Source organism: Streptomyces sp. NPDC050287 (assembly GCF_044459385.1).
Lineage (GTDB): Bacteria > Actinomycetota > Actinomycetes > Streptomycetales > Streptomycetaceae > Streptomyces.
On sequence record NZ_JBITIY010000008.1, the window covers coordinates 71,450 to 97,236 of the forward strand.

Consider the following 25,787-nt stretch of genomic DNA (forward strand, 5'->3'; position numbering starts at 1 on the left):
ACCTCACCCAGGACCGGCAAGCGACAGGAACCCCATGCACACCACCCTGCGGACGGACCCGACGGACCCGACGCCCCCGGCGCCGCAGGCCGTGCCGTCCGTGCCGTCCGTGCCGTCTACGGCCTCCGTCTACACCTTCGTCGAAGACACGCGCGCCGAGGGCATGGACGCCGTCCTCGACCGGGTCCTCGGCAGGTACGGCTGCGACACCCTGACGGTCGCCGCCGCCTACCACCGCGCCCGCGACGTCACCCCGCACGGCCCCGCCCGGGTCACCCTGCGGCAGGACGGCACCCACGTCCCGCCGCCGGCCGACCTGTTCGGCGGACTTCGCCTGAGGCCGCCGGTGCAACCGGGCGCGGAGCGGGAGCCACTGCGCGAACTGCGCCGCCGTACGGCCGAACGCGGCGCCGCGCTGCACGGCTGGACCGTCTTCCTGCACAACACCACCCTTGGCCTCGCGCACCCCGACGTCGCCCAGGAGAACTGCTTCGGCGACCACGCGGCCCCGGCCGATCTGTGCCCCGCCAACCCGGACGTCCGGGCGTACGCCGTCGCACTCGCCCGTTCCGTGGCCCGTCAGGGAGTGGACGCGGTGGTGTCCGAGTCTCTGCACTTCGGGTCCTTCGGCCACGGCTACCACCACGAGCGCAGCTTCGTGCCGCTCGGCCCGGTGGAGGAGTTCCTGCTCGGCCTGTGCTTCTGCTCGTCCTGCGTGCAGCGCGCCGACAGCGCGGGAGTGGACTGTGCCGCCGCACGCGCCGCGGCCGCACGGACCGTCGGCCGACTGCTCGACGGCGCGGACCCGCTGCCGGGCGCCCTCGTACCCGGCGAACTCGCCGACGCGGCCGGGGAGTCCGTCGCCGCGTACGCGCGTACGCGCTGCGACACCGTCACCTCGCTCGCCGCCGCCGTGGCCGACGCCGTGGCGAGCGAGGGTTCCCGGCTGGTCTTCCTCGATCTGACCGGCGCCGTCAAGGGCTACGCGGACGGCCTGCCGACCGGCCCGCTCGCGGCCGAGGAGGCCTGGCGGGTCGGCGTCGACCCGGCGGCGGTCGGAGCCGTCGTCCCCGGTTACGCCGTCCTCGCCTACGCCCGCGACCCGCACCGCGTCGCGGCCGACACCGCCGCCTACCGGGCCGCCCTCCCGGACACCTGCACCCTGCGGACCGTACTGCGCCCCGGTGCGCCGGACACCGCGTCCGCCGACGCGCTGGCGGAGAAGACGGCAGAGGCCACCGGTCCCGGACGGGCGGACGCCGTGGACTTCTACCACTACGGTCTGCTCCCGTACCCCGTACTGGACCGCATCCCCGCGGCACTCGAAGCGCGGGACCGGCGCCACGCGGGGAAGCCGGCGAAGTCACGGTGATTGCCGGCCCGGCGGGCTGGGCACCCGGGGCGCTGTGCCGGAACGATCGCGGATCCTGCTGACCGGGTGGTTCAGTTTCCTGGACGGGGAGGCGACCGCCGGGGACGTGCTGGCGCTCCACCGGGTCCAGGAGGTGCTGCGGCGGGCGAGGCTGGACCACGAGGTCGCCTGGAGCCCCGGTTTCCGGCCCGCCGGACCGCATCTGGCAGAGGTCCGCCCCGAGGACTACTCCCACCTGGTGTTCGTCTGCGGTCCGCTGCACGGGCCGCAGATCGAGGAGTTGCACCGGCGGTTCGCGCACTGCGTACGGATCGCCGTGGGCACCTCCGTCGTCGACGCGCGCGGTCCGGCCGTCACCGGCTTCCACCGGGTGCTGGCGCGGGACGCTCCGGACACCGAGCCGACGACGGACCTGGCGGCCCGCGCTCCCGCCCCGCCCTCCCGGCCCGTCGTCGGGGTGATCCTCACCCACGGCCAGCGTGAGTACGGAGCGCGCCGACGGCACGAGCGGGTCGCCGGCGAGGTGACGCGCTGGCTGTCCGGCCGGGACTGCGCGCGCCTGGAACTGGAGACCCGGCTCGACGTGCACGACTGGCGGCTGAGCGCGACCCCCGCCCAGTTGGAGGCCGTGCTCTCCCGGCTCGACCTGGTCGTCACCGACCGGCTGCACGGAATGGTGCTCGCCCTGCGGGCGGGGGTTCCGGCGGTGGCCGTCGACCCCGTCGAGGGCGGCGCGAAGGTGACGGCGCAGGCGCGGGCCTGCGGCTGGCCCGCGCTGGTGCCCGCCGAACGGCTCGACGCGTCGGCGCTGGATCACTGGTGGGACTGGTGCGGGACCGCCGGCCGCGACCTCGCCCGGGACATCGGTGCCCGGTTCCGCCGGGATGCCGCGCGGGACGGCGCGGACGGTCTCCTCCAAGCCCTCGCACCGCACCCCGCCCGTTAGTCGGGCGCGTGTCGGGGCACCCGGGTTACATCCCCCGCGGCCGCGACGAGGAGACACAGTGACGACCGGCCCCCTCCACGATGACGAGCGGCACATCCTCGACGAGATGGAGCGTGCCCTGCGCCGCGACCGCCGTCTCGCCCGGCGGATGCGCACGCTGGGCCGGCGCCCGCGCCGGCGGCCCGTGTTGGCCCGCGTGGCGGGCTGTCGTCCGCGCCCGTGGGCCGTCGCACTGCTGCTGGTGGTCTCCGTCGCCCTCATGGCCGCCGGCATCGACACCTCGGAGCCCGCGGTGATCTGGGCCTTCGCCGCCGTCTGGCCCGTGACGCTGTATTCGGCGTTCAGGTTGCTGTGCACGTGGACGAAGCCGGGGTCCTGAGTGCCGCGGCCCGAAGGCGACCACCCGAGAACGCGGTCCCACTGACTGGCACGGCCTGGCACGGCCTGGCACTGACTGCACCACCGCGGTGTGTCCGGTTGCATCCGTTGCGCGTCGCATCCCTCGAGCGGGGCCGCCGCCTTCTGACGGCCCCGCTCAGCCCGTGTACCGGCGGGCGCTCAGCCCGTGTACCGGCGGGCGCTGGACCGGCGTTGGGGATCCTCCAGCAGCCGCAGCCGGGACTCGACCTCCCTCGGCAGCACCCGTCGTTCGCGCAGCACCCACGGCAGCGCGGCGGTGGCCTCCGCGAAGGCCCGCAGGGACACGGTGTCGCGCGGGACCGTGCGGGCCAGGTGCACGGTGCGGCGCAAGGCGCGGCCGGCCGGGCGGCGCAGCCAGGTGAACCACAGCGTGTTGCGGATGCCGTGGGCCCGGCGCAGAGTGGCGTCCCTGACCGCCGATGGCTGGTGATGAACGGTCAGGTGGTCGGCGTACGTCAGCCACCAGCCGTCGCCCGCGAGGTCCGCGGCGAGCAGCTCCTCCTCTCCGCCGAGCCACAGCCGGGGGTGGAAGCCGCCCGCCGCGCGGAAGGCGTCGGACCGCAGGACGGTCGCCGCGGCCAGGAAGGAACCGAGAGCCGGCCCGGGCAGCCAACCCGGCCCGGACAAAGGCGAGTCGCGCAGTTCGGTGACGATCGGGTCCTCGGTGCCGTCCGGCTCGACGACGATACGTGCGGTCACGGCGCCCAGCGCGGGATGCCGGTCGAGCAGGTCGGCGGCCCCGGACAGGGAGCCGGGCGCCCACCAGGAGTCGTCGTCGCAGAAGGCCACGTAGGGCGTGTGCACCTGGCGCATGGCCAGATTGCGGCCGACGGCGCCGAGGTTGCGGCCGGGTCGAAGCAGCAGCACCTCGGGGTGGTGCCGGGTGACGGCGTCGGCGGTGCCGTCGGTGGAGGCGTTGTCGGTGACGATCACCCGGGGGCGCTCCGGCAGTTCGGCCAGCCGGTCGAGGGTGCGCAGCAGTTCGGGGCAGCGGTTGTGGGTGATGACCACGACGGTCGTACGGGGGTCGGTCATACCGTCGCTCCGGTGTCCGCGGCGTCCGGGGGGACCAGGGAGTCCAGGGTGCGGGCGGCTCGTTCGACCTGCGGGGGCAGTGGCCTGCGGGCCACCAGGGCGGCGGGCAGACGGGCGAGGGTCTCGCGCAGGGCATGGCGGGCGTGGGGGTCGTGGCGGGCCTCGCCCGCCAGGTCGCGGGTGCGGCCGAACGCGTGGCGCAGCGGGCGGCGCAGCCATGCGGTGAGCAGGGCGTTGCGGCGGTCGGTGGCCGAGCGGCCGGTGCGGGGTTCGGGGTCCGGGTGGTGGTGCGCGACCACCTCGGGGCAGTGGGTGACGCCCCAGCCGCGGGCGGCGAGGTCGTAGGCGAGCAGGGTCTCCTCCGCGCCGAAGAAAAGCAGCGGGTGGAAGCCGCCGGCGTCCAGGTACGCCTCTCGGCGGACGACAGAGGCGCAGGCGAGGAAGCCGAGGACCTGCGTGCCGGGGAGGTCTTTCACCGGGCCGAGGGGGGACGTGGCGAGCAGGTCGTTGAGCGGGTCGGGTTCGGCGTCGGGGCCGACCAGGGTGCGCGCGGAGAGCAGGCCGAGTCGCGGGTGGGCGTCGAACAGGTCGGTGGCACGGCTCAGTGCGCCCGGCGCCCACCACGAGTCGTCGTCGCTGAACGCCACGTACGGCGTGTCCAGCGCGCGCACGCCGTCCGTGCGGGCGAGGGCTCCGCGGTTGGCCGGCAGGCTCACCACGCGGACCTGCGGGAAGTCGCGGGCGAGCAGGTCGCGGGTGCCGTCGGTGGAGGCGTTGTCGGCGACCACGACCAACGGCCGCTCCGGCAGGCCGAGGAGGTGGCGAAGGGTGCGGGCGAGCGAGGGCGCGCGGTTGCGGGTGGCGATGACGACGCCGACGGATGCCTGGCTCATGACGTGTCCGTGAGTCGGTCGAGGGCGTCCAGGACGTCCTCGGTGCGGATACGCAGCAACACCGGGTCCGTACTGCGCCCGTGCGGGTCACCGTCGGGGCCGGGATGCCACAGCACCTGGTGACGCGGATGCGCGGGCGGGCCCCAACGGCTGGGCGGTACCGGGCCGAAGAGGGTGACGGAGCAGGCGGCGTGGGCGACGGCGAGGTGGGCGATGCCGGTGTCGCCGCTGACCACGGCGCGGGCGTCGGCGACGAGGGCGGAGAGCCGCCCGAAGGGCAGGCCGCCGCCGAACACGTCGGTGTCCGGCAGCCGGGCCTCCTTGGCCAGCCGGGCCACCAGGTCCTCCTCGTCCGCTCCCCCGGTGACCACGACCCGGTGGCCGCGCTCGCGCAGCGCGGTGGCCACGCTCGCGTAGCGGTCGACGGGCCAGCAGCGTGAGGGCGCTCCGGCGCCGGGGTGCAGGACGACCGCGCCGGGGGCCGGGGACGGGTCCGAAGGGCGGGGCAGCCGCAGGTCGGTGGGGTCGGCGGGGATGCCGTACGCCTGAAGGAAGCGGCACCAGCGGTCGCGTTCGTGTTCCTCGGCGTACCAGGGCGGTCCGTCGATGTCGGGTGTGCCGGGGTGCGCGAAGGCCAGGAGCCGGCCCGGTCGCAGGGACTGCAGGAGCCGGTGGCTGGGCGGGCCGTTGCCGTGCAGGTCGACGGCGATGTCGGGCGGCGGGCCGGTCCAGTCGAGGCGACGCGGTACGGCGCGGCCGGGGGCGGAGGCGGGCAGCAGCCGGTCGACGGCTCCGGTGGCCGCGGCCACCGGGGTGAGTTCCTCCGGGGCGGCCAGCACCAGTTCGTGGTCCGGGAAGCCCCCGCGCAGTGCCCGCAGTGCGGGGACACCGGCGAGGAGGTCGCCGAGGCCCAGGGCACGCAGAACGAGCAGACGGGGACGCGCGGTCATCGAGCCCCCTCCCCCGCCCGTGCCGCCGGGTCGGCCGCCACCGGTTCCTGATCCGGCAACCCCCGTCGCAGCGCCCGGAGCGCAGGCATCCCGGCGCCCAGGGCCTGTTGCGAAGTGGCCTCGTCGCCCGGAGGGCGGCGGCGCGGAGTCCGGTGCGTGCCCTGGGGGTCCACCCGGCCGAAGGCTGGGGGAGTGCCGCCCGAAGCCCTCGTACTGGGCGTACTCGGGCTTTCGGGCGGTGCGGCGAGTGGGGGCATCTCCCACGCCTTCAGGGCGGTGGGGGAGCGTGCCGGGCGTCGCGCGGCAGAGGCCACTTGCGCGACAGGCCCTAGGAGACGGTCACCCGAACCCGGCGCGCCCGGAACGACCGGACGAGCACGCGTACTCATCGAGCCCCCTCCCTCACCCGTTCCATGAGCGCGGTCGAGGAGCGGCCGTCGAGGTACGGGAGCAGGACCGCCTGTCCGCCCCACTCCTGGAGCAGCGCGGCCTCGGGCAGGTCGGCGCCGGAGTAGTCGCCGCCCTTCACCCAGATGTCCGGGCGCAGGTCGGCCAGCAGCCGTTCGGGGGTGTCCTCGTCGAACACGGCGACGGCGTCGACGCAGGCGAGTGCGCTGAGCACCCGGGTGCGGTCGGCCAGCGGGTTCACCGGCCGCTCCGGGCCCTTGCGCCGCCGCACCGACGCGTCCGAGTTGACGCAGACGACCAGGCAGTCGCCGAGCCGTCGGGCGGCCTGGAGCAGCCCGACGTGCCCGGCGTGCAGCAGGTCGAAGCAGCCGCCCGCGGCGACGACGGTGCCGCCGGTGGCGCGGACGCGAGCGACCAGGTCGCGGGCGTCGGCGGCGTCGGTGAGGGCCGCCGGCCCGGTGCCGGTGTGCGTGACGCCCCCTGCTCCGCCGGCGCCGACGAACTCGGTCGCGGCGGCCACGGCGCCCTCGACGGCCTCACCGACCAGGGCGCCGTCGGCCAGCAACGCGGCCGCCGTCGCGGCGAACCGGTCCCCGGCACCGCAGGTGTCCCCGTGGTGCACGGCCCCCGCCGGGACGAGCAGTGGATGGTCTCCGTACGACAGCAGGGCCCCGCTCGACCCGAGGGTCACCGCGACGGCGGCGACCCGCCAGTGCCGCACGAGTGCGGCGGCGTCCCGGGCGGCGTCCCGCAGGGAGTTCCCGTTGCCGTCCTGGTCGGCGAACGCGCGCGCCTCCGACCGGGCCGGGGAGACCAGTCGGGTGCCCGGCACGGGCGGACCGCCGCGCGGATGCGGGTCCCAGACCAGCGGCGGCCGCTCGGCGAGAGCGTCCCGCAGGGAGTGCGCCGCGCCCCGCCCGTAGTCGGAGACCAGCACGGCGGAGGCCGAGCGGAGCACCTCGCGGGCCTCCTGCGTGGCCTCGCGGACACGCCCCGTGCCCCGGTCCAGGCGGACCACGGGACTGCCCTGTGCCAGCACGCGGGTCTTCTCCGGCAGCGCTTCGGTCAGCGGGAGTTCGATCAACTTCAGCTGTGGCGCCAGGAGTCGGCGCAGTTCCTCGCTCGCCGGGTCGTCGCCGAGCCCGGTGACCAGGGTGACCTCACGGCCGTCGCGCGCCGCGAGGTACGCGGTGAGGGCGGCGCCGCCCGGCCGTGTCCGCTGCGCGCAGTCGGCGACGACGGGCACGGGCGCGTCGGGGGCGAGGCGCTCGGCGGTGCCGGTCAGGTCGCGGTCCAGCAGCGCGTCGCCGACCACGACGAGGGGGGTCTTGCCGGGCACGTCAGCTCCCTTTCCGGGCCAGGGCCGCGTCGAACGCCGCGCACACCATGTGCACCGCGACCAGATGGAGTTCCTGGACGGTCGCGGCGGAGCCGGCGCTCACGCACAGGGCCTCGTCGCTGCCCGCCAGCAGGGGGTTGGGGGCCGGTCCGGTCAGCGCCCACACGCGCAGGCCCGTCGCGCGCCCGGCGTCGGCGGCCGACAGCAGGTTGGCGCTGGCGCCGCTGGTGGACAGCAGCATCAGCACGTCGCCGGGGCGGCCGTGGGCGCGTACCTGGCGGGCGAACACCGCGTCGACGCCGTAGTCGTTGGCGATGGCCGTCGTGCTGGAGGTGTCGGCGTGCAAAGCGATCGCCGAGAAGGCGGGCCGGTCGTCGCGGTAGCGGCCGACGAGTTCGGCGGTCAGGTGCTGCGCCTGGGCCGCGCTGCCGCCGTTGCCCGCCGCGAGCAGCCGGCCGCCGCCGCCGAGCACGGCGGCGAGCTTGTGGCCCCACCGCTCGGTGATGTGGGCGGAGGCCCGGAACGCCCCGAGGGCGTCGAGGAGTTCGTCGCAGTGCCCGACGACCGGGGAGACCTCTGTACTCATCACGCCACCTCCGACGGGATCTCGTCACGTGCCGTGACGCGTTGGTAGACCTCTTCGACGCCGTCCGCGACGCGCTGCCAGGTGTAGCGGGCCAGCGCGCGTTCCCGGCCGGCCGCGCCCATGGTGCGGCGCAGCCCTTCGTCGGCGAGTACGTCGCGGACCGCCTCGGCGATCGCCCCGTGGTCGGCCGCCGGTACCAGTCGGCCCGTCAGCCCGTCGGAGACGGTGTCCCGGTGGCCGCCGACCTCCGTGGCCACGACGGGCACCCCGCAGGCCATGGCCTCCAGCGGGACGATGCCGAACGGCTCGTACGTCGGTGTGCACAGCACCGCGTCCGCGCTGCCGATCAGCGCCGGCATCCGGGCGGGGTCCACGGCGCCGAGCAGCCGCACCCGGTCGGCGACGCCGTGCCGGTCGGCGAGGGTCAGCAGTCGCTGGGCCTCCGGTTCGGCGCCCAGCAGTTCGGGCGGGGGCCCGCCGGCCACGACGAGTTCGGTGTCGGGTATCCGGGTGAGGGCGCGGATGGCCTGGTCGTAGCCCTTGCGGCGGACGAGCCGGCCGCAGGCAAGGAGCCGGTGCCGCTCCCGGCGTGCCGGGGTGCCGGCGGCCCGCGCGCCGGGACGGAAGTGACTCACGTCCACTCCGCACGGCACCACGGACACCCGTCGGGGCGGCACGCCCATGTCGGTGAGTTCGAGCACCTCGTCGGTGCAGGTGGCCAGCACCCGGGCGCAGCCGCGGCCGAGCTGCCGCTCGATGCCCACGCGTTCGGCGGGGCTGGTGTCCTCGTGGCCCTGGTGGCGCCGCTTGACGGTGCCCAGGGCGTGGAAGGTCTGCACGACGGGGATGTCGTGGGGCCGGGCGCCGGCCTGGGCGGCCATGCCGGACATCCAGAAGTGGGCGTGCACGGCCTGAGGCGGCTCGTCCTCCCAGACCCGGGCGAGGTACGCGCCGAAGGCGGGCATGTGCGGAAGAAGCTCGTCCTTGGGGACCGGTTCGGGCGGTCCGGCCGGTACGTGCTCCACGACGGCGCCACCGGGCAGGGCCACCCGGTCGGGCAGCTCGGTGGAGTCGCGGCGGGTGTAGACGGTGACGTCGTGGCCGCGGCGCGCCAGCTCCTCGCTGAGCCGGGCCACGTACACGTTCTGCCCGCCGGCGTCGACACCGCCGAGCGCCGCCAGCGGGCTGGCGTGCTCGGACACCATGGCGATCCTCATCGGGCCACCTCCTTCAACAGCCGCTCCCAGTCGTCCAGGAAGCGGGTCAGTCCGTAGCGGGCGAGCGCCGCGGCGCGTGCGCCCTCGCCGACCATGCGGGCGTGCAGCGGGTCGGCGAGGAAGTCCCGTACGGCGTCTTGCAGTACGTCGATGCGGTTGGAGACCACTCCGGCGCCCGGTGGCACCGCCTCGGTCACCTCGGTGGTGGCGAGGGCCACCACCGGCATGCCGAGGTGCATCGCCTCCAGCAGGGACAGCCCCAGGGAGGTCCAGCGGACGGGGTGGAGGTAGACGCGGCGGCGCGCCATCGCGGCGTGCAGCTCGCGCTGGACGAGTTCGTGGGAGCGGCAGTGCTCGTCCGGAAGGCCGAGGTGGCCGGCGAGCCCCTCCGTCTTCATGCCGAAGACGTCCAGCGGGGCAGCCCGCGCGAACGCCGGCAGCAGGTCTGTGCCTACCGTACGGCCGCGCCGTACGGGCTCGTTGACGACGACGGCGGCCCGGGGCAGCTCCCCGGTCCACAGCCGGCCGGGGTCGACGATGCCGTGCTCGATGACGGTCGTGGGGGTGTTCCCGGCGTCCCACATCAGCCGGTTGAAGTGGGTGACGTGGACGAGGGTGACGCCGGGGAGGCCGGCGGCCGGGTGGCGGGTGTGGGGGACGTCCCCGTCCGGCGCGTTGTGCTCCAGGTACACCAGCGGCGGGCGGCGGCCCAGCCACTCGTCCACGAGGGCGAGTTCGTGCGGGCGTTGCAGGACGACGAGGTCGATGTCCTCGTCCCGCAGCCGCTCCGGCGGAACCTCGACGACGGAGTCGGGCCAGTCGAAGGTGCGGGCCCGGCCGAGGCCGTCCGGTCCGCGGTCCGGGGTGACGGGGACGACGTAGGTGTGCGGGCCCTGCACGAAGGCCGTGGTCCACGACCCGTGCACGTGCCAGAGCAGGATCCTCATGTCTCCCCCATCAGCTTCTCGACGGCGGCCACGACGTCGTGCCCGGTCACCGACTCCAGGCACGGATGGCCGGGCACCGGACACGTCCGGGCCCTGCTGTCCGCGCAGGGCGCCAGCTGGTCGCCGAGCAGCACGTACGGCACGCCGTACGGCCGCCAGCGCTCGGCCGGCACGACCGGCGCGAAGAGCGAGACGACCGGGGTGCCGACGGCGGCGGCGAGGTGGGCGGGCCCGGTGTTGCCAGTGACGACGGCGTCGGCCCCGGCGAGCACGCCGGCCAGTTCCCCGGCACCGGTCCGGCCGCCGAGGTCGAGGCCGTGCTCGCCGGCGACGTACGCGGTCAGGTCCCGCTCGTCCGGCCCGCCGGTCACCACCACCCGGTGCCCGGCCTCGGCCAGTTCCCGCACGGCCTCGGCGCTGCGTTCGCGGCTCCAGGCACGGGCGGGGACGCTGGCGCCCGGGTGCAGCACGACGTACGGCCCGGGGCCGGTCACCCCGGTGGCGGCGGACGGGGGCAGTACCCGCAGCCGCCCGTCGTCGACCCGGGGGAATCCCGCGGCCTCGGCGAGGTCGAGCGCGGCCTGAGCCTCGTGGGCGTGCGGCGCGCGGTGATGCCGTACGTCGAGGAGGGAGCCGGGGTAGTCCTCGCTGTCCGCGGCGATGCTTCCGACGCCGGCCAGGCGCAGCAACAGGGCGGTGGGCAGCGGGGACTGATGGAAAGAGGTCAGGATCAGGGCCGTGTCGGCGTCGATGGTGTCGATGAGCAGCTCGACCTCGCCGCGGCCGACGGGCGGAGGGTCGAGGCCCACCCAGGGGGCGTCCCAGACGAGGATGTCGTCCACGCCGGGCAGCAGCCGGGCGGCGGGCGCGCCCCGCGGTCCGACCAGCATCGTGACGGTGTCGGCGCGGGCGGCGACGGCGCGGACGGCGGGCCCGGCGAGCAGCACGTCACCGAAGCTGTCGAGGCGCGTGACGAGCGCTTTCATCGTGGCCTCCCGCTGGTGTCGTAGGCGGCCTCGGTGGCCGGGGCACTCCGGGGCGGTGGCCCGGTCAGCACGGCGCGCACGGCGGTCAGCAGGTCCGGCGCCACGTGTTCCGCGCTCGCCGTCTCCTGCGGTCGGGTCCGCGGGGTGGGCACGAGGATGCCGTGGGCGCCCGCCCGGCGGGCGGCCTCGACGTCGGCGCCGATGTCGCCGATGACGACGCACTCGGCGGGCGCGGCGCACAGGCGCCCGGCCGCCCAGAGGATCAGGCCCGGTTCCGGTTTGCGGCAGGAGCAGCCGTCGCCGGGTCCGTGCGGGCACACGGCCCACACGTCGAAGGGGCCGAGGAGTTCGTCGACGCGGTGGTTGACGCCGCGGACGTCGGCGTCGGTGAGCAGTCCGCGCGCGATGCCGGACTGGTTGCTGACGACTCCGGTGCGGATGCCGCGCGAGCGCAGCAGGTCCACTGCCTCGCGGGCCCCGTCGACGGGGCGGACGCGGGCCGGGTCGCCGTTGTAGGGGACGTCGTGGACGAGGGTGCCGTCGCGGTCGAACAGCACGGCCTTGACGGGGCTCATCGCACCACCTCCCGCCAGGCGGGGGCGTTCCGGTACCGCCACAGGCCGCTCAGCCAGTGCCAGGTCGCCGCGGGCGGGATGAGCGCGCTGGTGGCGAGCATCGTCGTCGTCTCGTCGCGGGTACGCGGCCCGGGCGCGATGCGCGCCCACGCGAACTCCGCGGTGCCGGCGGCCCAGCCGAGCCCGGCGGCCGCGGCGGCCCGGCGGCGGCCGGCGGCCGCGAGGGCGCACGCCGCGGCACCGGCCGCGGTGACCGCCAGATGGCGGCGCAGGCGCCCGCGCGGTGCGGCGGCCTTGTGCCACCAGCCGGGCCCGTGCAGGTACCGCATCAGGGCGTCGTCGGCGTTGCCGCGCTGGGCGCGCAGGGACACCCAGCGGTCGGCGGGGCGCACGGGATGCCGGGTGGTGCGCCGGCCCTGCCGGATGCGCCAGCCGGCGTCCAGGATCCGCAGGGCGATGTCGGCGTCCTCACGGAAGGCGCGCCGGAAGCGTTCGTCGAAACCGCCGACCCGCTTGAGCGCGTCGGCGCGGTAGGCCATGTCGGCGGTGATCCAGCGGGCCTGTGCGAGAGAGGCGGTGCCCCGCTCCCAGTCGGTGGGGCGGCGCTCCCCCGGCAGCGGAACGGCGATGACGCCCTGGACGCCCCCGGTGTCGGGGGAGGCGTCGGCCAGGTCCTGCGCCAACTGCTCGCACCAGTGCGGGCCGACCTGCACGTCGTCGTCGAGGAAGGCCACCCAGGGTGAGGCGACTCCGCGCCAGCCGGTGTTGCGGGCGGCGGCGGGTCCGCGTCCCCCGCCCGTCACGACGGTCGTACGCCCCCGCAGGTCACCGAGCACGCTCAGCGGGTGCTGAAGCGGACCGGGGTCGGGGTCGGGTCCGGGCCGGTCGTCGACGAGGACGATCTCGACCGGTTTCGGTCCGGTCGCGGCGACGAGCGCGGCGAGACAGTCGGCGAGGGTGTCGCGCACCAGCGTCGGGATCACGACCGCGTACGCCGGGCTCATGCGAACGCCCTTCCCCGGCGCACCGCGAACGGACCGATCGCCAGCAGGTCCACGGGTGCGGAGCCGAAGCACTCCAGGGCGTCACGGGGGTCGTCGACCATGGGACGGCCGGCGGTGTTGAGGCTGGTGTTGACGACGACGGGCAGTCCGGTGCGCCGTTCGAAGCCGCGCAGCATCCGGGCCACCAGCGGCTCCTGCCGCTCGTCGACGGTCTGGATGCGGGCGGTGCCGTCCACATGCACCACGGCCGGGATGCGCTCGCGCCACTGATGTGCCACGTCGTGCACGAAGAGCATGTACGGGCTGGGCAGCGGCCCGGTGAACAGCTCGTGGGCGCGGTCGGCGAGGACCATGGGCGCGACCGGCCGGAACTCCTCCCGGCCCTTGACGTGGTTGAGCCGTTCCAGGTTCTCGGCGCGGCCGGGATGGGCCAGCAGGGACCGGTGTCCGAGGGCGCGCGGCCCGTACTCGCTGCGGCCCTGGAACCAGGCGACCACGCCGTCCCGGGCCAGCTCCTCGGCGACGGCCTCCGCGATGTCGTCGGGCCGCTCGTACGGTACGGCGGCCTGGTCGAGCCAGGCCCGCAGCTCCTCGTCGTTCCAGCCGCGGCCGAGGTCGGCGCCGGGCATCGGCAGCGGGTTCTCCTGCTGCTGTGCGGCCAGGTGGAGGGCGCCTCCGAGAGCGGTTCCGGCGTCCCCGGCGGCCGGCTGCACCCACACGTGCCGGTAGGGGCCCTGTGCGGCGATCCTGGAGTTGGCGACGCAGTTGAGGGCGACGCCGCCCGCCATGGTGAGCGCCTCTCCCCCGGCCTCGCGGTGCAGCCAGTGGACGAGTTCGAGCAGGAGTTCCTCGAGGACCGCCTGGGTGCTGGCGGCGAGGTCGGCGTGCTCCTGCGTCCACTGCTCGCCCTTCGCCCGGGGCGGGGCGAGGGCGGCCCAGTCGACGCCGTGCGCGCTGAAGCCGCCGTCGCCCGTCGGGTGGACGTGCTGCCGCAGCTGGGGCAGGAAGCGCGGCTTGCCGTAGGAGGCGAGGGCCATCACCTTGTACTCGTCGCTGCTGCGCAGGAACCCGAGGTGCTCGGTGAGCTCCTCGTAGACCAGGCCCAGGGAGTGGGGCAGCGCCTGCGTGGCCAGGGTGTCGAGCTTGCCGTCGCGGAAGCGGCCGGCCAGGTGGGAGGCGGCCTCACCACGGCCGTCGAGGACGAGGACGGCGCTGTCGGGGTGCGGGGAGGCGGGCCCGGCGGAGGCGGCGTGCGCCACGTGGTGCGGGACGAAGACCACCTGCTCCGGGTCCAGGCCGGGAAGAGCCTCGGCGAGGAACTCGGGGGCGCGCCGCGCGTAGTCCAGGCGCAGCGGATCAAAAGGGTCGTTCAGCCCCATTTCCTGGGCGGGGCGGGCGAGTTTGGGGTCGAAGGAGTAGGTGACCGCGTCCAGTTCCTCGGGCCGGATCCCGGCATGTTCCAGGCACCAGCGGGCGGACAGCTCGGGCAGCTCCCAGGCGGAGAACGGCACCGGGCGCTTGCCGTGCTTGCGGCGGCTGAAACGCTCCTCTTCGGCGGCGGCGACGGTGTGACCGTCGACGACGAGAGCGGCGGCCGGGTCGTGGAACAGGGCGTTGATGCCAAGGATGCGCATGGGGTGTCGCTCCGTCCCGGTGACGTGTGGGGACTCTTGCTACAGGTCCGCGAGTGCCGCTCTTGCGGCTGTCTCAAACACTTGGAGATAACTCGCCCTGAAACGAGCCGATTTTTCACGTTTCGTCATAGATCAAGCGCGGAGAGTCGCGGCAGGTCAGCCGGGCGGGAAGGCTGACTATCGGCGCCGAAGGATGCCTGGCTCGCCCGGCTCGCCCGCAGGTGGGAGCCGGGGCGTGCCAGTCGGGACCCCTCGCCGGAGGGGACAGCGGACGGGAGGGCCGGCGGGCCGGGTCAGGCGGCCGCGGACCGGGTGAACCAGTCGATCGTGCGGGCGAGGCCTGCGTCCCAGTCGACCCGGGGCTGCCAGGCGAGCCGCTCGCGCGCGAGTCGGGTGTCGGGCTTGCGGCGACCGGGGTCGTCGACCGGGCGTTCGACGAAGCGGATCCGGGAGGCGGAGCCGGTGAGGTCGACGATGCGGCGGGCGAGCTCGAGCATCGTGATCTCGTCGGTGCCGCCGATGTTCACGGGCCCCGGCTCGTCGGAGGCCGCCAGGGCGAGGATGCCGTCGACCGTGTCGTCGACGTAGCACAGCGAACGCGTCTGGCTGCCGTCGCCGGCGACGGTCAGCGGCGCGCCGTCCAGGGCCTGGGCGATGAAGGTGGGCACGGCGCGGCCGTCGCCGCCGCGCATGCGCGGGCCGTAGGTGTTGAAGATGCGGACGATGGCCGCGTCGGTGCCGTGCACGCCCCGGTGGGCGGTCACCAGGGCCTCGGCGAAGCGCTTGGACTCGTCGTAGACGCTGCGGGGGCCGACCGGATTGACGTTGCCCCAGTACGTCTCCGGCTGCGGATGCTCCAGCGGATCGCCGTACACCTCCGAGGTGGAGGCGAGGACGAAACGGGCGTCGTCGCGGCGGGTACGCTCCAGCGCGTGCCGGGTGCCGTCGCTGCCGACGGCGAGGGTCTCCAGCGGCAGCCGCAGATAGTCGGCGGGCGAGGCCGGGCAGGCGAAGTGCAGGACCAGGTCGAAACGGCCCGGCAGGGTGCGCCAGGCCGCGGGGTCGGTGGCGTCGGCCCGCACGAAGCGGAAACCGTCGTACTGCTGCAGGTCCGCCACGTTGGCGCGGGAGCCGGTGGCCAGGTTGTCGAGGCACACGACATGGGCACCCATGGCGAGCAGTCGCCTGCACAGATGCGATCCCACGAATCCGGCTCCGCCGGTGACCAGGGCCTGGCGGAAGACGCGTCCACTCATCCGGCTCTCCTCACTCTCGCGTTGCATGTGCGTGTTGACCTGAGTAACCCCAGGACGAAATCGCATGCAGAGGCCCGCCGCCTGGCCCGTCGCCGCCGCTCGGTACCCGGCGCCGACGCCTGCTCACGCGCACCCACCACCTCACGCCGATCCGCCACTTCGTTACGGCACCACACAGTCCGGATCGTTGTATGAGGAAAAGAGCCACAGGAGAAGTCAGAAGAAACCCGAGGGACGGAAACCGTCAACAACTGGCACGCAAACAGAAACCGCGATCTCCCAGTGCTTCCCCTCACTCCCGTGCGCCCCCTTGGAGAAAGGGTTCGGCAGGACGGGCGGCAGGTTGAACTGGGCAGGACATGGTCCGAGCGCCAACTCGGTGAAACCTCACCGAATTCCGTGTGCCGACTGAGACAGGTGGTATTCCATGAGCTCTTTTGTCCCCGAAACCGAGCGAACATGGAGGGTGGGTACTGCGCCCAGCATATTCCCCGCCATCGCCCACGGTATCGCCTTGTTCCGCCGCCCGCTGGAGTTTCTGAATTCCCTGCCCGCGCACGGCGATCTGGTGGGGATCCGGCTCGGTCCCCTGCGCGCCTGGGTGGTGTGTCACCCGGATCTGGTCCACCAGATGCTCAAAGACACCCACACCTTCGACAGGGGCGGCACGCAGTACGAGCGGCTCCGGTCCCTCCTGGGCGACAGCGTCGTCACCTGCCCGCACGCGGAGCACCGCAGGCAGCGCCGCCTCGTCCAGCCTCCGTTCCGTCCGTCCCGCGTCGCCGACTTCACGGAACTGATGGGTGAGGAGGCGGAGTTGACGTGCCGTGACTGGCGTGCGGGGCAGCAGGTCGACGTCAGCTCGGCCCTGCTGGCCATGACGACCCGGGTGATCAGCCGCGTCCTGTTCTCCGACTCCCTCGACGCGGCGACCGCCACGGAGGTGCGGCGCTGTCTCGCCGACGTCGTCCGCGGCCTGTTCCTGCGCACCCTCGTGCCCGTGGACGCCGCCTTCCGGCTCCCCACACCCGCCAACCGCCGCTACCGGAAAGCGGTCGCCCATCTGCACACGATCGTCGACGGGGTGATCGCCGAGCGCCGCCGAAGCGCCCGGGCCCCGCGGGCAGTTCGCCGCGCCGATGTCCTTCAGACCCTGCTGGAGGCCGCAGGCGACGGCGGCGACGGACTGCCCGCGCTCAGTGGGCAGGAAGTCCACGACCAGCTCATCACGCTTCTGCTGACCGGAGCGGAGACCGTCGCCCTGTGCCTGTCCTCCGCCTTCAGTCTGCTGGCCCGCAACCCGGAGGCGGAGCGCCGTCTCCACGCCGAACTCGATGCCGTACTCGCCGGGCGCGTCCGTCCCGCACCCGACGACCTGCCGCGCCTCGTCCACACCCGGAGCGTCGTCACCGAGACCCTGCGCCACTCCCCTCCCGGCTGGCTCTTCACCCGCGCCACGACCCGGGACACGGTGCTCGCCGGGCACCGTCTCGCCAAGGGTTCGATGGTGCTGTACAGCCCCTACCTCCTGCACCACGACCCGGCGTCGTTCGCCGGCCCCGACCGGTTCCTGCCCGAGCGCTGGCTGCCGGGGCAGACGGCGCCCGGCCGACCGGGCGCGATGATCCCGTTCGCCGCGGGGAGCCGGAAGTGTCTCGGCGACGCGTTCGCCATGACGGAGGCGACCGTGGCCCTCGCCACCCTCGCACGCCGCTGGCGGCTGCGGCTGCCGCCCGGCCCGGCCGAACGGCAGCGCCCGGCGGTGACGTTGGGGCCGAGGCGGCTGGTGATGACCTGCGAACCCCGTACGGACCGGCCGGCGGCGAGGCCGGCACGTGGGGACACGCCCGCGCTCCGGGCCGACGGCGCACTTCGAGTTCCGGACGCCCGAACGGCAGGTGACCACGGTGTCGACGACGCATGAGGAAAGCCCGCTCGCCCCGCACGACTCCCCGTCCGCCGGCACGCTGAAGGAGCTGATCGACGCTCACCTCCACATGCCGTTCGCGTTCCGCAGGAATCCCCATGCGTCCTCGGCGGTGGCCGGTGTCGAGGAGTGGCTGTGCGCGCGGGGGCTGAGCCGGGAACCGGGGGTACGGGCGATGCTCGCCTCCACCCTCCCGGCCGAACTCGCCTCCTGCACCAGTCCGGGCGTGGACGCGGACATCCTCCAGATCGTGGCGAACCAGATCGCTTACCAGTTCGTCTTCGACGACCGGGCCGAGCAGGTCGGCCGGCACCGGCCGGAGCGGTTGCTGCCCATGCTCTGCGAGAGCGTGGCGATCCTGCGGGACGGTCAGCCGCCCACCACGGTGCTCGGGGCGGCCCTGGCCGACCTGTACCGGCAGGTCCAGGAGCGGTGCACACCGGCGCAGGCCGCGCGCTGGGCCTGGGCGAGCAGTGAGTACGTCCACGGGCTGCTGTACGAGTCGGTGGCCCAGAACGGGTCCTTCCCGCCGCGGACCGGGCTGTGCACCGCCATCCGGTCACTGACCGCCGGCGTGGAGCCCTTCTACCCGTTGTACGAGGCCGCGCGGCGCGAGGAGGCCGCCCCCGCGGAACTGCGTCATCCGGCCATGCTGCGGCTGCGGCGGCTGTCGGTCGACGCGGCGGTGTGGACGGCGGACCTGTTCTCCGCGGTGAAGGAACAACGCGCCGGTGACATGATCAATCTTGCGCTGGCCCACCAGCGCGTGCGGGGCTGCTCCCTGCCCGTCGCCGTCACCCTGGCCATCGGCCAGATCAACACCGCCATCAGAGAGTTCGAGGAACTCCGCGCCCGAATGGAACCGGTGCTCAGTCCCGCGGGCCTCGACTGTGTGGAGGGCATGGCGGGCTGGATCGGGGGGTGTTACCACTGGTCCCGCACGGTGCCGCGCTACGCCGACACGGCGACGGTGTCCGCGGTGCCGTGAGGTGGTCCGCCGCGCCGGCCAGGGATGCGTATCCGGACGACCGTACCCGCACGACGGACGCCGCACGCCAAGGCCGCGGGTGATTCACTCGTCCTTGGCGTGCTCGTTCACGAATTCCCCCATACCGCACTCCGGGGGCATACGCTCTCATTGCCTCCCGGTGGCCGAACTACAGGAAGCGGTAGGGCAGATGGCGCATGGGCCACGGCAATCGATCAGCCGCTCGGGGAAGTTGCTCGAGCGCCATCGGGAACTCGGTGAGCTCGACGCGGCCCTGTCGGACCTCGGGGCCGTCGCCCGCGGCGGCCCCGTCACCCGGCACAGCGGGCTGCTCGCCTTCACCGGCCCGGCGGGGCTCGGCAAGACGGCGCTGATGACACAGACCCGCGTCCGCGCCCTCGCCGAGGGGTTCCGGGTCCTGTCGGGCAGGGGCGGTGAGGCGGACCAGGAGCTGGCGTTCCATGTGGTCCGCCAGCTCGTCCAGCCCGCGCTGGCGACGATGGACGACACCGAATGCCGGACCTTCCTGGGCACTTGGTATGCCACCGTCGCCACCGCGCTGGGCCTGGAGGCGGTGGACACCGGTCATGTGCCGGACCCGACCGGCGTGCGGGACGGTCTCGACTGGGTCATGACCCGCCTGACGCTGCTGAGGCGGACGCCCGTCGTGCTGCTCGTGGACGACCTGCACTGGGCCGACGCCGAGTCCCTGCGCTGGCTCGCCTCCTTCGCGCCCCGGGCCGCGGACCTGCCGCTGCTGATCGTCGTCGCCTACCGGCCCGACGAACTCCCGCACCAGGCGGCCCCCCTCCGCGCCCTGGTCGACAGCCACGGCGGACGCCCGCACGTGCTCGCACCGCTCACCGCGGCGAGCGTGGCGCGGATCGTGCGGGAGCAGGTGGGCGAAGCCGCCGAGGACGAGTTCTGCGAAGAATGCTGGACGGTCACCGGCGGCAGCCCTTTCGAGACCGTCGAACTCGCCATCAGGCTGGGCCGGCGCAACCTGAGGGGCACCCGCTGTGAGCTGCCCACGATGCGCGACCTCGCGGCCGCCGTGAAGGGGCCGGGGCTCATCGAGCGCCTCCAGCGGCTCGGCACCAGCACCGTCCGCTTCGCGCACGCGGGCGCCGTGCTGGGCGCGCCGTTCTCGCCGGACCTCGCCGCCACCATCGCGGTGATCGGCCGTGCGGAGGCCGCCGAGGCGACCGGGAGGCTGCGCACCGCCCGCATCCTGGCCGACGTTCCCGGGCCGGCGAGCGGTCTCGGTTTCGTCCACCCGCTGATCGCCACGACGATCTACCGGTCCATCCCGTCAGCCCTGCGGGTCGGCATGCACAACGCGGCCGCCGAAGCCCTCCGGGCGTCGGGGTACGGCCCCACCGAGGCTGCCCGGCATCTGCTGGAGGTGCCCTGCGACGGCAACCCCGAAGCGGTCGCCTGCCTGAGGGAGGCCGCCCGTGAGGCCCTGCACGCCGGCGCCCCGGACGCCGCCCGCCGTCTGCTGACCCGGGCGCTGCAGGAGCCGTCCCTGCCTGGCGAGCGGGCCGCCCTGCTGCACGAACTCGCGGGATCGACCTTCCTCATGGACCCCACGGCCACCGTGACCCACCTCCGCGCGGCACTGGCGGAGCCCGACATCGACCCCGGGCTGCGGGCCTCCATCGTGTACCGGCTCACCCAGGCGCTCGCGCACACCGACCGGATGGCCGAGGCCGCGACCGTGGCCGCCGACGAGGCCCGCACGGCCACCAACGCGCGGGTGCGGCTGCGGATGCAGGCCGATCACTTCGTCTGGAGCATGTTCCGCACCGACGAGCCCGACCCGTCCGCCCGCTCCCGCACGCTGACCCGACTGGCCGCGCGACTGTCCGCCCGGGGGCGTCCGCAGAGCCGCGGACTGGAGGAGCGCTGCGTCCTGGGACTGCGCGCCTGGGACGCGCTGCTGCGCGGCGAGTCACGCCGGACGGTCCTCGACCACGCGGAGGACGCCCTGCACGGCGGGATGAGCTGGACCGACGAGAACCGCGGCTTCGAGGTGCCCGTCTCGGTGGCCCTCACGTTCATGTACTGCGACCAGCCGCGCCGGGCCGAAGAACTGTTCACCAAGGGCATGGCCGAGTGCGAGAGCAGGGGCTGGCGCGGCTCCCATCTCGCCGTCGGCCAGACCCTCTTCGCCTACATCCGCTACCGGCGGGGCTGCCTGCCCGAGGCGGAGAACTGGGTGCGCGAGGGCCTGCGCACCGCCCAGCGGGTCGAAGGGGCGGTGCCCGCCCAGTGGTTCGCCCTCGGCATCCTCATCCAGACGCTGCTGGCCCGCGGGCGCACCGGTGACGCACGCCGGCTCGCCGACCGGTACCGCTACGGCGCGAGCGTCCCGAACGCCGTCATCTACCCCGATCCCCGTACCGTGTACGCCGAGTTGCTGCTGGCGGAGGGCCGCAACGCGGAGGCGGAGCGCCTGTTGAGGGAGGTCGGCGACTGGCTGGACGGACGGGACTGGCGCAACCCCGCCTGGTGCCCCTGGCAGCTGCGGCTGGCATCCGCGCTGGCCCGCTCGGCGCCGGACCGGGCCGTCCGGTACGCCCAGGACGCCGTCCAGCGCGCCCGTGACTTCGGCGCCGCGTCGGCGATCGGGCAGGCGCTGCACGCGCTGGCCGAGGTGACCGGCGGACGGTCGGCCCTCGACCTGCACGCGGCGGCCGTGGAGCAGCTCGAACGCTCTCCCGCGGCGTACGACCTCGCCCGCGCTCTGGTCGGACAGGGTGCCGCGCTGTCCCGGGGCGGCCGCCTCCACGAGGCCGCGGACCGGCTCTACCAGGGCCTGGAAGGCGCCGTCCACTGCGGGGCCGAGGCGCTGGCCGCCCGGGCCCGGGCCGAACTCTCCGCCGCCGGTCTGAGGCCGCTGCCGCTGCGCTACGCGCAGACGGACACCCTCACGGCCCACGAACGCACGGCGGCCGCGATGACGGCCCAGGGCCACCCGGCAGCCGTGGTCGCGAAGCACCTTCACCTCACGGAGCAAGGCGTGCGCCGGCTGCTCTCCGCCGTCTACCGCAAGGTCGGCACCGATCCCGCCGGCCTCGCCGAGGCCCTGGAGACCTTTCCCCGTCCCCACTCATGAGAGGAGACACTGTGCAGCCGCCGGAGACGGTCAACGCGGAGGCCTGGCACACGTACGGCACCCACCACCTCGCACGCGGCACGGTGCTGCCGCGGGTGCGGCGGTTCGACTGGGGCATGGACACCGGTCCCGGCGCCGAGGTGCTCGGCGAGCTGTACGGGCGACGAGTGCTGGACCTCGGGTGCGGCACGGGCCGGCTCGCCGCGCATCTCGTCCGCGCGTACGGCGCCTGGGTGGACGCCGTCGACTCCTCGCCGAGCCAGTACGAGCGGGCCCGCGCCGGGCACGGCTCGCTGCCCGGGCTGCGCCTGGTGCGAGCCGACGCGGTGGAGTACCTGCGCGTGGCGGAGCCGTACGACGTGATCTACTCCGTCAACGCCGTGCCGTACATCGATCCGGGCCGGCTGCTGCCCGCCCTCGCCTCGGCGCTGCGGCCCGGCGGGAGGCTGTGCTTCAGCGTGCTGCACACGAACTCCGACGGCGTCGGTCCCTCGTCCGTCGTCGCCTCCCGGCCCGAGATCCTGCGGCTGGCCGGTGGCGGCGGAGACGTCGGCGTCCGGATGTGGGTGCTCACGCCGGACCTGTGGACCGACCTGCTGGCCGAACACGGCCTGCGCGTCGAGCACATCGACGTCCTCGACGCCCCGGAGGAGGACAACCACGCCTCCTACCGGGTCTTCCGGGTCACCCGGCCCGTCCGGGTCTCCTCCCGCCCGCGTGGCAGCCGGCCGCCGGCCCCGCACGCGGCGCTCGGTGTCGGCGCCATCCTGTACGGCCCGCGCGGCCTGCTCCTGGGCCGGCACCACCGGGGCACCTGGGAGCTGCCCGGCGGCACCGTGGAACCCGGCGAGTCGCTCCAGGAGACGGTCGTGCGCGAACTCGCCGAGGAGACCGGGATCGAGGCGAGCCCCGCCGACGTACACCTGCTGGGCACGCTCCTCGACCACGTCGACGCCGTGGTACGGGTGACCGTGGCCGCCCGGGTCACGGCCTGGCGCGGGGAGCCGGCCGACCAGCCCGGCGAACGGGTCGGCGACTGGCGCTGGTTCGCCCTCGACCGGCTGCCGGAGAACCTGTTCGTGTGCAGCGCGCAGGGTCTCACCGCCTGGCGTCCGGACCTGCCCGTCGACCACACGCCGGCCCATTTCACTCCGTACGCCCCCTGAAGGCCTGCAACCCGCTCGCAACCTTCTTCGTGCTGCACTCGGTGACCATGGACGAGGAAACCGCACAAGCCGTGCACGAGGAGGTCCCGCGCGTCGAACTGACGCCCGCGGCCGCCGATCTGCTGCGCCGCCTCCGCGCGACCCACGGGCCGCTGATGTTCCACCAGTCCGGCGGCTGCTGCGACGGCAGCGCGCCCATGTGCTATCCGGCGGGCGAGTTCCGCACCGGCGGCTCGGACGTGCTGCTGGCCGAGCTGGTCGTGGAGGGGGTCGAGGAGCCGGTGACGTTCTGGATCTCGCGCAGTCAGTACGAGGTGTGGAGCCACACCCGGCTGATCGTCGACGTCGTCGAGGGGCGGGGCAGCGGCTTCTCGCTGGAGGCGCCCGAGGGAGTACGTTTCCTCACCCGTTCGCGGGTTGTCGGCGCCTAGACGTCGCGTCGGTCCCGGCCGTCTGGTGCACTTCCCCTGAGTCCTGGAACAGTTGACGAGACATCAGGGGGAACGGTGACGCGTCGTCAAAGACGGTTCTCGGCGGGCAAAAACGTGCTGACGTTGCTCGCGGCACTCGGCACGCTGGCCGGCGCGGCCCTGGTGGGGGCGGCGCCGGCCGGCGCCGTACCGGAGCGGACCGCCCTGGCTCCGGGCGTGGCGTACGAGGAGTTCGACCTCCCGTCGGCGCGCGGGACGGCCCACGCCCATGTGCTGATTGTCGACCTGCGCGACCCGCGGGTACGCCTCGATCTGCTGTACCCGGGGGCGGTGGCCGCGCGCTCCCCGGTCTCCCGGATGGCCGACGCGGCCGGGGCCGTGGCGGGTGTCAACGGCGACTTCTTCAACATCACCGAGACCCAGCACCCGGGCGTCGAGGCCACCGGGGCGAGCGTGGGCCCGGCGATCGCGAAGGGCCACGGTCTCAAGGCGGCGGTGCCCAACGGCCAGCGCTTCGGCCCCGCGCTGCCGCCGGGCACCACGACCGAGGACGTGATCGGCGTGGGCGTGGACCGGCGGGCCCGGCTGGACACTCTCGCCCTCGACGGCTCGATCCGGACGCCCGCGGGTCGGCTGCCGCTCGGCGGGCTCAACCAGTACGCGCTGCCGGAGGACTCCATCGGCGCGTTCACCTCCGACTGGGGGAGCGTCTCCCGGGTGCGCGCGACCTGCGGCACGGACGCCGACCGGGCGGCTGGGTGCAGCACGGACACCTACGAGGTGACGGTCCGGCGTCATCGGGTGGTGGCGATGTCCGACACCCCCGGCAGCGGCCCCATCGCCGCGGGAACGACCGTGCTGGTGGGCCGCGAGGCAGGCGCGCGGCAGCTGCGGAAGTTCTTCGCGGGCGAGCCGGTGGCAGTACGCCACCGTCTGGTGGCGTCAACGACCCGGATCCCGTACCGCTTCGCGCTCGGCGGTTACCCGCTCCTCAGGGGCGGACAGCCCCTGCCCGGTCTCGACGACCGGACCGCGGCCGTGCGCACCGCCGTCGGTGTCGCGGACGGCGGACGGCGTCTGCTGCTGCTCGCGCTGGACGGGGCGCCCGCGTACCGCACCGGTCTGACCATCGCGGAAGTCGCCGGCACGATGCGGGAGTTGGGGTCGGTCGACGCCTTCAGTCTGGACGGCGGCGGCTCGACGACCCTGGTCGCCCGGGAGCCGGGCGCGAGTGCCGTCACCGTCCGCAACCATCCCTCGGGCGGTGCGGAACGCCCCGTCCCGAACGGCATCGGGGTCTTCAGGGCCCCGTGAGGCTCACGGCCTGAGAGTGTCAAGGATGCCCGCCGTCGCCGTCAGGCCACTGTTGATGCTGGGCGCGATGTTCGTGCCGGCCAGGCAGAAGCCCAGCAACAGGCAGACCAGCGCGTGGGAGAACTTCAGCCCGCCACTGCGCAGGAAGATCACCGCCAGGATCGTCAGCAGCAGCACCACAGAGATGGAAATCGCCATCGTCAGCCTCCTCCGCCACGCCGCCATGTCTGGTTCACGGCGTTCGGCCGCAAGTGTGGCGTAGCGGAGGGTTCGTCCGGGCGGCTGACCTGTCCTCCGAACGTGTGGTGTCTGCGGCTACCGGTGGGCGTCCAGGAACGCCTCCAGCCCGGCCAGGTCGTCGGTGTTGAGGTAGTCGACGCCGGCGGCCAGCAGTTCGGCCCACAGCGCGTCCCGGGCTGGGCCCGCCACGTCCGGGGTGGCCCAGAACCGCACCTTCTGCCCGCGGGAGTGCGCGGCCCGGACGAGGCCCCGCAGTTTCTGCCGCTCGGCGTCCGGGAAGGCGCCGACACCCGCCCAGGTGAAGTTCAGCGTCCAGTTGTCGCTGATCAGCGGGACGAAGGAGGCGGGCGCCGAGGTACCGAGATCGGCGAGCCGGCCGTCGTAGAAGGCCCGTCGGACGGTCTGGGCCTCCATGGGGGTACGGGCCGCGCGGTCGCCGGAGATGACGGCGGTGACCGGTCCGGGCAGCACGCGTCCGTGTGCGCAGGTCGTGAACAGGCCCTTGTAGCGCCGCAGGTGACGGTCGAGTTCGAGGTACGTCGACGAGCCCTCGGTCTTGATGTCGATCAGCAGCTGCAACGGCTTGCGGTAGCCCCGGTACACCGAGCCGTGGTGGGCGCGGACGCGGGCGGCCAGCGGGTCGAGGTAGAGGGATTCGAGGGTGCGGGCCGGGTCGAGATCCACCGGGTCGTGGGCGACGAGGAGTTGGTCGCCGACCAGGTAGATGTCGGCTTCGACGCTGCCGAAGCGGTGGTCGAGGGCGTCGAAGAGGGGGCGCGGATGCTCGTAGTCGTTGTGCGCGTGGGCACGCCACAACGGCCGTGGGCGGTGCTTCTGTTCGCCCGCGAGCGCGTCGGCGGCGGGCAGGGCGACCGCGCCCGCGAGGGCGGCACCGAGGGTCGTGAGGGCTCTGCGGCGGGTGGTGAGGGCCATGCTCTGCCTCCCTGGTAGACCATAGGATCGCTGCGAGTATGCGATCCGTACGCCCCCAAGGTGCAGGGCCCGTACAGGAGTTGGCCGGACTGCCGCTGT

Annotated in this window: 23 protein-coding genes; 9 read left to right on the top strand and 14 right to left on the bottom strand. The window is 74.3% G+C overall.

Translation table 11 applies throughout. The features are described 5' to 3' along the window. Positions 1-34 precede the first annotated feature (34 nt). From ACIBK3_RS28360 to ACIBK3_RS28370, 3 genes are read left to right on the top strand one after another with little or no spacing between them, the layout of a single operon-like run. The gene (locus ACIBK3_RS28360) at positions 35-1,372 is read left to right on the top strand and encodes a hypothetical protein (protein WP_399370096.1); all 1,338 of its coding nucleotides are present in this window, start codon (positions 35-37) and stop codon (positions 1,370-1,372) included. Positions 1,373-1,406: 34 nt separating this feature from the next. After that, entirely contained in the window at positions 1,407-2,318 is a 912-nt protein-coding gene (locus ACIBK3_RS28365) for a polysaccharide pyruvyl transferase family protein (protein ID WP_399370098.1), read from the top strand. Between the two features lie 58 nt (positions 2,319-2,376). Next, positions 2,377-2,697 (top strand): DUF3040 domain-containing protein, encoded by a 321-nt coding sequence (locus ACIBK3_RS28370; protein WP_399370100.1) that lies wholly within the window; start codon positions 2,377-2,379, stop codon positions 2,695-2,697. 179 nt (positions 2,698-2,876) lie between these two features. On the opposite strand, the gene ACIBK3_RS28375 is transcribed toward ACIBK3_RS28370, so the two are convergent. The 12 genes from ACIBK3_RS28375 to ACIBK3_RS28430 form a co-directional block, all read right to left on the bottom strand. After that, positions 2,877-3,773 (bottom strand): glycosyltransferase family 2 protein, encoded by an 897-nt coding sequence (locus tag ACIBK3_RS28375; protein WP_399370102.1) that lies wholly within the window; start codon positions 3,771-3,773, stop codon positions 2,877-2,879. Beyond that, positions 3,770-4,666 (bottom strand): glycosyltransferase family 2 protein, encoded by an 897-nt coding sequence (locus tag ACIBK3_RS28380; protein ID WP_399370104.1) that lies wholly within the window; start codon positions 4,664-4,666, stop codon positions 3,770-3,772. The genes ACIBK3_RS28375 and ACIBK3_RS28380 overlap by 4 nt, the downstream gene beginning before the upstream one ends. Beyond that, a complete protein-coding gene (locus ACIBK3_RS28385; protein WP_399370106.1) occupies positions 4,663-5,616 on the bottom strand; it encodes a glycosyltransferase family 9 protein in 954 nt (317 codons plus the stop codon). Before ACIBK3_RS28385 ends, ACIBK3_RS28380 begins: the two co-directional genes overlap by 4 nt. Before the next feature lie 385 nt (positions 5,617-6,001). Further along, on the bottom strand, positions 6,002-7,363 hold the full coding sequence (gene rfaE2, locus ACIBK3_RS28390) for a D-glycero-beta-D-manno-heptose 1-phosphate adenylyltransferase (RefSeq protein ID WP_399370108.1): 1,362 nt from the start codon (positions 7,361-7,363) through the stop codon (positions 6,002-6,004). Between the two features lies 1 nt (position 7,364). Beyond that, positions 7,365-7,949, bottom strand: a complete 585-nt coding sequence (locus ACIBK3_RS28395; protein WP_399370110.1) for an SIS domain-containing protein — start codon at positions 7,947-7,949, stop codon at positions 7,365-7,367. Then, a complete protein-coding gene (locus tag ACIBK3_RS28400) occupies positions 7,949-9,166 on the bottom strand; it encodes a glycosyltransferase (RefSeq protein WP_399370112.1) in 1,218 nt (405 codons plus the stop codon). Before ACIBK3_RS28400 ends, ACIBK3_RS28395 begins: the two co-directional genes overlap by 1 nt. Beyond that, the gene (locus tag ACIBK3_RS28405) at positions 9,163-10,113 is read right to left on the bottom strand and encodes a glycosyltransferase (RefSeq protein WP_399370113.1); all 951 of its coding nucleotides are present in this window, start codon (positions 10,111-10,113) and stop codon (positions 9,163-9,165) included. The genes ACIBK3_RS28400 and ACIBK3_RS28405 overlap by 4 nt, the downstream gene beginning before the upstream one ends. After that, positions 10,110-11,099 (bottom strand): glycosyltransferase family 9 protein, encoded by a 990-nt coding sequence (locus tag ACIBK3_RS28410; protein WP_399370115.1) that lies wholly within the window; start codon positions 11,097-11,099, stop codon positions 10,110-10,112. The genes ACIBK3_RS28405 and ACIBK3_RS28410 overlap by 4 nt, the downstream gene beginning before the upstream one ends. Further along, entirely contained in the window at positions 11,096-11,674 is a 579-nt protein-coding gene (locus tag ACIBK3_RS28415) for a D-glycero-alpha-D-manno-heptose-1,7-bisphosphate 7-phosphatase (RefSeq protein ID WP_399370117.1), read from the bottom strand. The genes ACIBK3_RS28410 and ACIBK3_RS28415 overlap by 4 nt, the downstream gene beginning before the upstream one ends. Further along, the gene (locus ACIBK3_RS28420; protein WP_399370119.1) at positions 11,671-12,678 is read right to left on the bottom strand and encodes a glycosyltransferase family 2 protein; all 1,008 of its coding nucleotides are present in this window, start codon (positions 12,676-12,678) and stop codon (positions 11,671-11,673) included. Before ACIBK3_RS28420 ends, ACIBK3_RS28415 begins: the two co-directional genes overlap by 4 nt. Beyond that, positions 12,675-14,312: a carbamoyltransferase gene (locus ACIBK3_RS28425; RefSeq protein WP_399370121.1), complete on the bottom strand. Its 1,638-nt coding sequence runs from the start codon at positions 14,310-14,312 to the stop codon at positions 12,675-12,677. Before ACIBK3_RS28425 ends, ACIBK3_RS28420 begins: the two co-directional genes overlap by 4 nt. A gap of 293 nt (positions 14,313-14,605) precedes the next feature. Next, positions 14,606-15,568, bottom strand: a complete 963-nt coding sequence (locus ACIBK3_RS28430) for an NAD-dependent epimerase/dehydratase family protein (protein WP_399370123.1) — start codon at positions 15,566-15,568, stop codon at positions 14,606-14,608. A gap of 514 nt (positions 15,569-16,082) precedes the next feature. On the opposite strand from ACIBK3_RS28430, the gene ACIBK3_RS28435 reads away from it, so the two are divergent. The 6 genes from ACIBK3_RS28435 (at position 16,083) to ACIBK3_RS28460 (ending at position 24,515) form a co-directional block, all read left to right on the top strand. Next, positions 16,083-17,492 carry a cytochrome P450 gene (locus tag ACIBK3_RS28435; RefSeq protein WP_399370125.1) on the top strand — a complete coding sequence of 470 codons (1,410 nt, stop codon included), beginning with the start codon at positions 16,083-16,085 and terminating at the stop codon, positions 17,490-17,492. Next, positions 17,476-18,483 (top strand): (-)-alpha-amorphene synthase, encoded by a 1,008-nt coding sequence (locus ACIBK3_RS28440; RefSeq protein ID WP_399370127.1) that lies wholly within the window; start codon positions 17,476-17,478, stop codon positions 18,481-18,483. Before ACIBK3_RS28435 ends, ACIBK3_RS28440 begins: the two co-directional genes overlap by 17 nt. Before the next feature lie 190 nt (positions 18,484-18,673). After that, a complete protein-coding gene (locus ACIBK3_RS28445; protein WP_399370129.1) occupies positions 18,674-21,604 on the top strand; it encodes an ATP-binding protein in 2,931 nt (976 codons plus the stop codon). Between the two features lie 11 nt (positions 21,605-21,615). Further along, positions 21,616-22,770: an NUDIX domain-containing protein gene (locus ACIBK3_RS28450; protein ID WP_399370131.1), complete on the top strand. Its 1,155-nt coding sequence runs from the start codon at positions 21,616-21,618 to the stop codon at positions 22,768-22,770. Between the two features lie 47 nt (positions 22,771-22,817). Beyond that, positions 22,818-23,201: a DUF779 domain-containing protein gene (locus ACIBK3_RS28455; protein ID WP_399370133.1), complete on the top strand. Its 384-nt coding sequence runs from the start codon at positions 22,818-22,820 to the stop codon at positions 23,199-23,201. A 75-nt stretch (positions 23,202-23,276) separates the two neighbouring features. Next, a complete protein-coding gene (locus ACIBK3_RS28460; protein ID WP_399370135.1) occupies positions 23,277-24,515 on the top strand; it encodes a phosphodiester glycosidase family protein in 1,239 nt (412 codons plus the stop codon). 3 nt (positions 24,516-24,518) lie between these two features. Here ACIBK3_RS28460 and ACIBK3_RS28465 read toward each other — a convergent pair whose 3' ends face one another. Together ACIBK3_RS28465 and ACIBK3_RS28470 are read right to left on the bottom strand one after the other, a co-directional pair. Beyond that, on the bottom strand, positions 24,519-24,713 hold the full coding sequence (locus ACIBK3_RS28465) for a hypothetical protein (protein ID WP_399370137.1): 195 nt from the start codon (positions 24,711-24,713) through the stop codon (positions 24,519-24,521). 117 nt (positions 24,714-24,830) lie between these two features. Next, positions 24,831-25,688 (bottom strand): phosphatidylinositol-specific phospholipase C/glycerophosphodiester phosphodiesterase family protein, encoded by an 858-nt coding sequence (locus ACIBK3_RS28470; RefSeq protein WP_399370139.1) that lies wholly within the window; start codon positions 25,686-25,688, stop codon positions 24,831-24,833. Positions 25,689-25,787 lie beyond the last annotated feature (99 nt).